Annotated in this window: 4 protein-coding genes and 1 pseudogene; 1 reads left to right on the top strand and 4 read right to left on the bottom strand. The window is 68.6% G+C overall.

Annotated elements, in window-relative coordinates; translation table 11 throughout:
- The 4 genes from VD972_RS09150 to VD972_RS09135 all read right to left on the bottom strand — a co-directional run.
- On the bottom strand, positions 1–625 hold a 625-nt coding region (locus tag VD972_RS09150; RefSeq protein WP_324983969.1), incomplete at its 3' end, for an OB-fold nucleic acid binding domain-containing protein.
- Positions 626–723: 98 nt separating this feature from the next.
- Positions 724–3,243: a PAS domain-containing sensor histidine kinase gene (locus VD972_RS09145; protein WP_324983965.1), complete on the bottom strand. Its 2,520-nt coding sequence runs from the start codon at positions 3,241–3,243 to the stop codon at positions 724–726.
- Positions 3,244–3,495: 252 nt separating this feature from the next.
- Entirely contained in the window at positions 3,496–3,924 is a 429-nt protein-coding gene (locus VD972_RS09140) for a GTP pyrophosphokinase (protein ID WP_324983962.1), read from the bottom strand.
- A gap of 43 nt (positions 3,925–3,967) precedes the next feature.
- Complete coding sequence (locus tag VD972_RS09135) at positions 3,968–4,345, bottom strand: peptide chain release factor-like protein (RefSeq protein ID WP_324983959.1); 378 nt, start codon at positions 4,343–4,345, stop codon at positions 3,968–3,970.
- 123 nt (positions 4,346–4,468) lie between these two features.
- Here VD972_RS09135 and VD972_RS09130 point away from each other — a divergent pair.
- Positions 4,469–6,287: pseudogene (locus tag VD972_RS09130) on the top strand (hypothetical protein); the annotation flags it as partial.

The following is a 6,287-nucleotide window of genomic DNA, read 5'->3' as shown; positions in this document are numbered from 1 at the left end:
TCAGGTATGCCTCCTTGCCGAAGAAGTCCTTGTGCCAGTCGATCTTCCCCTCCGGCGTGCGGGGCGGGTTGACGGTGTCCAGGGTGGAGACGCGGAACATCTGCCCGGCGCCCTCGGCGTCGCTGGCGGTGATGATGGGGGTGTTGACCCAGAAGAAGCCCTCCTCGTGGAAGAAGCGGTGGACGGCCTGGGCGGCGGTGTGGCGCACGCGGGTGATGGCGCCGAAGGTGTTGGTGCGCACGCGCAGGTGGGCCACCTCGCGGAGGAACTCGAGCGTGTGCTGCTTGGGCTGGATGGGGTAGGTGTCCGGGTCATCCACCATGCCCAGCACCTGCACCTCGTCGGCCTGAATTTCAAAGGCCTGGCCCTTGCCCTGGGACTGCACGAGCGTGCCGCGGGCCACGACGGAGCAGCCCGCCGTGAGGTGGAGGATCTCCTTCTCGTAGTTGGGCAGCGTGTTCGGCGCGACCACCTGGATCGGATCGAAGGCCGAGCCATCGCTGACGTTGACGAAGCTGATGCCCGCCTTCGAGTCGCGGCGCGTGCGCACCCAGCCGCGGACCTCGACCTTGTCACCCGCGGGCACCGAGCCCGCGAGGGCCTTCTTCACACTGACGACCTGCATGGCGCTCTCCCTTGCTCCAAGTCGAGCAAGCGAGTTAGCCGTGCTCGGGCCGAAGGACAAGAGCGGTGTTGAGGCTCGGGCCCCCTGGGGGCGCTTTCTCATGCTCCCTGAGCGGGGGAGGGGGCGCTGGCGGCAGGGTCAGGCGAGGGGTGGACGCCATGAAGCGGGAGCTCCACGGTGAAGGTGGTCCCCTGCTCGGGCTCGCTCTCCACCTGGATGGTGCCGCCCAGCGCCTGGAGGAGCTCCCGGGTGATGTACAGGCCCAGGCCCAGCCCCCCGTAGTGGCGGGGAGAGACCGCACGCTCGAACTTCTCGAAGATCCGCTTGAGGTCCTCGGGCGCGATGCCGATGCCCTCATCGCTCACGGTGAGCCGGGCCCTGCACCCGCGCTGCTCCACACGCAGTGTCACGGGCTTGCCCGGCCCGTACTTGAGGGCGTTGGAGAGCAGGTTGGAGACGGCCTGTTCGATGCGCAGGGAGTCCCAGGTGCCGACCACGGCCTCCGGGGCCTGGATGATGAGGGGACACTGAGCTCGGCGGGCCTCGAGCGCCAGGCGCCCCGCCACCTCACGGACGAGCTCGGAGAGGTCCACCGGCTCCAGGAGCAGGGACAGCTTGCCCTCGCTCAGCCGGGAGACATCGAGCAGATCGCTGATGAGCTCCACGAGCTTGTGGACCTGGTGGGTCGCCCGCTCCGCCGTCCTCCGTGTCCGCTCGCGGAGTTCCTCTAATGAGAGGTCGGCCGCGCAGTCGCGAATGAGCGCCTGGAGCTTGAGCTGAAGGGGCGTGAGCGGCGTCCTCAGCTCGTGGGAGGCGACGGTGAGAAACTCGTCCCGCAGCCGCACCGCTTCCTGGAGCTCGGACTGGGTCTGCTTGAGCTGGCTCACGTCCTGGAGTGTGAGCAGGACGGTGGCCGGGTGGCCGTGGGCCGCGGGGGTCATCTCGGAGTCGATGAGGAGATTGTAGCTTCCGACGGAGGTATGCCAGACCAGGGACTCACCTTGGATGCGCTCTCCCCGCGCGGCCCGGGCCGCAGGCACCTGATCGTTGGGCATGGGAGTGCCATCCTCGTACGTGATGCGGTAGCTGCGGTCATACTCTTGCGCTGGAACACCCAGGGGGAAGGAGCCCCCGGCCATCCGGTGGGCCGCCTGGTTGGCGAAGCTCACCCGGCCTGTGACGGGCTCCAGGAGCAGCAGTGCCACGGGCATGACGTCGAGCACCGATCGCAGCCACTGCTCCTGGTGGGCGAGGTGGGCTGCCCACTCCTCCAGCTTCTGGCGAGCGCCCAGGTGCTCGGTCACGTCGATCGCAAAGCTCATGACCGAGTCCACCTGGCCCTGGGAGTCTCGCAGAGGGTGGAGGAGCATGTTGAGGATCCTGTCCTCCTCTACTTCCCCAGGGAGGTGGACCCTGAAGCGAGCCTCCTGGAGGCTGAAAGGCTTGCCCGTCTCGTAGACGCGACGCACCAGCTCGGAGTAGGCGTGGCTGTCAGGTCCTGACAGCGCCTCGAGCAGCGAGACGCCGAGGAGCTCCCTTTTCATCGCCATCTGCTGGTAGACGGGGTTGACTAGGCTGAAGATCTGCCTGGGGCCGCTCAGGATGGCGATGGAGGCGGGGCTGTTCATGAGGATGTCGTAGAGGCGAGCGCGCTGAGCCTCTACTTCTGTCTCCGCCTGTTTGCGGTCGGTGATGTCATGGGCTGGCAGAGCGTCTGTGATGGTCCGGAGCTGCTGTGCACTGCGCTGGGCCTCCTCCTGGCGGGTCTCCAGCGCCAGCCGGGCAAGACATTGCTCCGTCACCTCGCGCTGGGTACCCCACGCACGGACGAGGTGGCCGTCTTCCACCACGCCGACCAGGTTGCTGAGGAACACCTTGAGCGTGTCGTTGGGGCCCACCTCTTGTGTCTCGGAGTTCTCCAGCCGGTAGCCGCCGCGGATGAAGGCCCGGAGGTACTCGGTGTCGCGCGGGCGGGTGCGAGCGAGGAACTGATCCAGTCTCCTGCCCACGAGCGCGGAGGGATGCTCGAGGCCGTGCATCCTCGCCATGGCGCTGTTGCACTCGGCGAGGTACGCCGTGCGGAACATGGCCTCGAGCTGCTCCTCCTCGGGCAGGTGCACGGAGATGGGAGGGAGCAGCTCCATGCGCCAGATGCCCTCGGTGCTCTGGTTGACGAACGTGCGGTAGCGCTCCTCTACCCGCTGGCGCGCCTGGGTCGCCTGCCTCAGCGCCCGCTCGGCGAGCTTGCGCGGGCTGATGTCCGTGGCCATGCCGATCCACTCGAGCACGGAGCCGTCGTCCTGGAGGACGGGGACACAGCAGAGGATGACGTCGCGATACGTCTCGTCCTGGTGCTGGAGCCGAACCTCCTGGCGGTAGGGCGCGCGCTGCCGCAGGGCCCGGGTCCACTCGGCCATCATCCGGGGCCTGTCCTCTGGATGGATGGCCTCGAGCCAGCCCAGGCCCAGGTGCTCCTCCTCGGACTGGCCCGTGAACTCCCGCCAGCCCAGAGCAGGCTCGGCCAGCTCGCCCCGGGGGTTGAGGGTCCACACCGTCTGCGTCAAGGCCTCCACGAGGGAGCGATAGCGCCGCTCGCTGGCCCTGAGGGCCTCATTCATCCGCTGTTGCTCGGTGCGCTCCGGTGTCCTCTCCTGGGATGGGGCCTGCTCAGGAGCCGCGATGGCAGGTGGCTTCCACGGTGGAGCATTCTGTGGCATGACCTGGCTCGCCTCCCCCGAGAGACATCCCCAGGAAAGGTCTCAATGGAGCCGGGGGTGATCAAGGGGCGAGCAGGACAGGTCGTTGGAGGCTGCCGTGCGGCGGTAATGAGGTGGCGTCGCGGCGAGGGGCTGGCTGACTTCACGCCTGCTTCAAGCCTCCTTCAGGCGAGCCCAGGCGGCACGGTAGCGTGCCAGGCGCTCGGTCTCCTTGGTGCCCACTGTCAGCAGCCGCCGCACGTCCATGTTGTCCTCCAGGTCCGCCAGCTTCACTCGGCGTGCGAGCGGGTGAGGGCGCACGCGCTCGATGAAGGCCTCGTACGTCTCACCGTCCCGCTTCGTCAGGCAGTCCAGCGCGCCGAGCACCTCCTCCGGGTAGCCCAGCTCGCGCAGGCGCTCCAGCGTGTAGGGCGTGTCCTCCACCACGTCGTGGAGGATGGCCGCCATCCGCTCGGCCTCCGTCTCCAGGCGCATCATCACCCGCAGGGGGTGGAGGATGTAGCTCTGCCCTGCCTTGTCCCGCTGGCCCCGGTGGGCCTCCACGGCGAGGGCGATGGCGTCTTCCAGGTTCAGGGTGGGCATGTTGGAAACCTCCGGGGGCCAGCATCCTGCGCCAGGCGGCCGCTCACCAGAGGTCCTTCTTGCCGCGCAGCGTCTTCTTCTGGCCCGTGTGCTTCTTGCTCTCCAGCCGCCGCTTCTGAGCTCCCTTCGAGGGCTTCGTCGCCCTGCGCACCTTGGGCACGAAGGTGAGCGCCTTGAGTCCCTCGCGCAGCCGCTCCAGCGCCACGCCCTTGTTCTGGATCTGGCTGCGGCGCTCGGTGGCACTGACGGAGAGCTCGGTGGGCGGATGGTGGAGGCGCACGCCGCTCTCGGTCTTGTTCCGGTGCTGGCCGCCGGGGCCGGAGGCGATGAAGTACTCCACATCGCAGGTCTTCAGCAGCGCCTCGTCATCGAGTGCGAGGGCTGCCAGGGCGGCTTGCCGACGAGTGGGGGAGATGCTCATGGCAGGCTCCACCCTATCCCATCGAGGGGTCGTCCGGGGATTCAAACCCATCCCATGAATCCCAGGCTAGGCTCGCCGCTCGAGCCGACACGGCGGTACGTGCCTGGCCTCAAAGGAGAGCCCTTGAGTCAGCACGGAGCCGGTCGCATGCCGTGGGAGATGGTGGATGTGCTCATCCTCACCGCCATCCAGGACGAGTACGACGCCGTGCTCGAGGTGGGCGCCGGGGCGCTGCCGGAGAGCTCCTGGGAGAGGCGAACAGGGCCCTTGGGCCTGGAGGTCGCGCTGCGCACCTTTCAAGCCCAGGCAGGCGGGACGCTCCGTGTCGCGGTGACCCGTGTCCTCGAGCAAGGCGGCGTTGCCACCGCGTATGCCGCTGCTCCGCTCGTGCGGGTCTATTCGCCGCGGTGTCTGGCGGTCTGCGGTGTCTGTGTCGGGCGCAAGGGCGCCATCGAGCCTGGCGATGTCATCGTCGCGGATCGGCTGTGGACCCAGGACTCGGAGCAGCCCGGTGTGCCAGGGGAGCAGCTCCCGTACCAGCTCAGTCCACGCTGGAGGCAGGCGGCCACGGCGTTCTCCCCCGAGGCGCCGCGCCTCAAGGTGCAGCTTGGGGACATCGTGGCGGCCAGCAAGGCGGGGAGGGCGCTGGACCGCCTCGAGCAGCTCCCAGGTGAGCTGGGCATGGCCTTGGGCCTGGAGGTGGAAGGCTCGGCCCTTTCTTCCCTCGCTCACCGGCAAGACATTCCCTACCTGCTCGTGATGAAGGGGGTGATGGACTCCGCGTCCAAACCCCTGGCGGCCCGGGCCGCCGCCGAGTGCCTGCTGTCCTTCGTGCGTGCGCACCTGCCGCCCATGCAGTCCACCGGTGGCCGCGCCCAGGGCGGAGAGGGGGACATCGAGGCGCTCCTCGGCCCTGGCACCTGGGAGCCTCCTCGAGAGCCGGGACCGGTCGCCCTGCTCAATGCCCGGCACCGGTATGTGGACTTCTTTGAGCCCATCCGATCCGAGCTCCTGAAGGAGCTCCGGACCTGGTGCGAAGAGGAAGAGCCCGTGAGTGCCCGGCTCTTCCATGGAGCGGGTGGCACGGGCAAGACGCGCCTGTTCATCGAGTGGTGCAAGCAGCTGCGCGGCCAGGGCTGGAGGGCGGGGTTCCTGGAGGACGCAGTGGAGCCGGATCGCTTCGAGGAGCTGTTGGCCGCCGCTGCGGAGCGTCCAACGCTGCTCGTCATCGATCACGCGGAGAGCCATCCGCGGTTGGCAGCGCTGCTCCAGTCCATTGCTCATCGCCGGAAGGCGCGAGGCAAGGGCCGTCTCCGGCTCGTGCTCATCTCGCGTGAGCTGGGGGGCTGGTGGGAGCTGCTCCAGAGGCGCAGCCTCGAGCTCCGGAAGCTCCTGAAGGACAGGCTGCCGACGGAGGTGTCCCCCATCGCTCCCGCGAACCGAGAGGCGGTGTTCTGGCACGCGGCCCGTCAGTTCGCCGCACTCCTCGGACGGACACCTCCGGCACAGCTCGCGATGGCGCTCGTCGAGCCTTCCTTCGATCGAGTGCTGAGCCTCCACATGGCGGCGCTCGCTGCCGTCCTGGGGCAGACGTCCACGCCGGAGACCCTGAGGGAGGGACTCCTCGACGCCGAGGGCGTGGCCTGGGGAGTCTGGCTCGAGTCCAGGAAACAGCCGGGAGCCGTGGACGGAAGGGAGCGCCCCTCTCAGGAGCAGCTCCTGCGTGCGGTCGCCGCGTGGATCCTCACGGGAGGCGCTCCAAGCTCGGAGGCGGCTCAGGCACTGCTCCAGCGCGCAGGCGGGGCGGCGGAGGAATGGCTGCTGCTCCTGCTGCGGGACGTGTGTCCTAGAATCTGGGAGTCTGGCGTGCTGGGCGAGGCGCTGGTGCTCCAGGCGCTGCGGAGGGAAGGGGAGGCGGCTGGCGAGTGGCTGAGGCGGGTCT

It is taken from the genome of Hyalangium sp. (assembly GCF_035629615.1).
GTDB lineage: Bacteria > Myxococcota > Myxococcia > Myxococcales > Myxococcaceae > Hyalangium.
The sequence above is the reverse complement of the archived record's forward strand: the minus strand, read 5'-3'. Positions and strand labels throughout refer to the sequence as shown.

Excerpts from the sequence above, each read along its gene's own strand:
- VD972_RS09145 (WP_324983965.1), bottom strand. The coding sequence starts at position 3,243 with ATGAATGAGGCCCTCAGGGCCAGCGAGCGGCGCTATCGCTCCCTCGTG.
- VD972_RS09140 (WP_324983962.1), bottom strand. The coding sequence starts at position 3,924 with ATGCCCACCCTGAACCTGGAAGACGCCATCGCCCTCGCCGTGGAGGCC.
- VD972_RS09135 (WP_324983959.1), bottom strand. The coding sequence starts at position 4,345 with ATGAGCATCTCCCCCACTCGTCGGCAAGCCGCCCTGGCAGCCCTCGCA.